General features: G+C 69.7%; 1 pseudogene. It reads left to right on the plus strand.

From position 1 onward, the window contains the following. Positions 1–587: pseudogene (locus N1028_RS19705) on the plus strand (pyruvate carboxylase); the annotation flags it as partial.

Raw genomic sequence — 587 nt, forward strand, 5'->3', positions numbered from 1 at the left:
GGCCCCACCGGCCGCGTCTACACGCACGAGATCCCGGGCGGGCAGCTCTCGAACCTCCGCCAGCAGGCCATCGCGCTGGGACTTGCCGACGATTTCGAACGGGTCGAGGACCTCTATGCGGCCGCGAACCGGATCCTGGGCCGCATCCCGAAGGTCACGCCGTCGTCGAAGGTGGTCGGCGATCTCGCCCTGCACCTCGCCGCGGTCAAGGCCGACCCGGCCGACTTCGAGCAGAACCCGCAGAACTACGACATCCCCGACAGCGTGATCGGGTTCATGGCGGGCGAGCTCGGCGAGCTCCCCGGCGGCTGGCCCGAGCCGTTCCGCTCCAAAATGCTCGAGGGCCGCACGGTGAACGTGGGCGTGACCCCGCTCGGCGACGACGACCGGGCGGGTCTCGCGGGTGACTCGCGGACGCGTCAGGAGACGCTGAACCGGTTGCTGTTCCCGGCACCCACCGCAGCGTTCGGGCAGCAGCACGACCTCTTCGGCGACCTCAGCGTGGTCGATACCGTCGACTACCTCTACGGCCTCACCCAGGGCGTGGAGCACGTCGTCGAGATCTCGACCGGCGTGCGCCTGTTCGT

The sequence above is a fragment of the Herbiconiux oxytropis genome (assembly GCF_024979315.1).
Taxonomy (GTDB): domain Bacteria; phylum Actinomycetota; class Actinomycetes; order Actinomycetales; family Microbacteriaceae; genus Herbiconiux; species Herbiconiux oxytropis.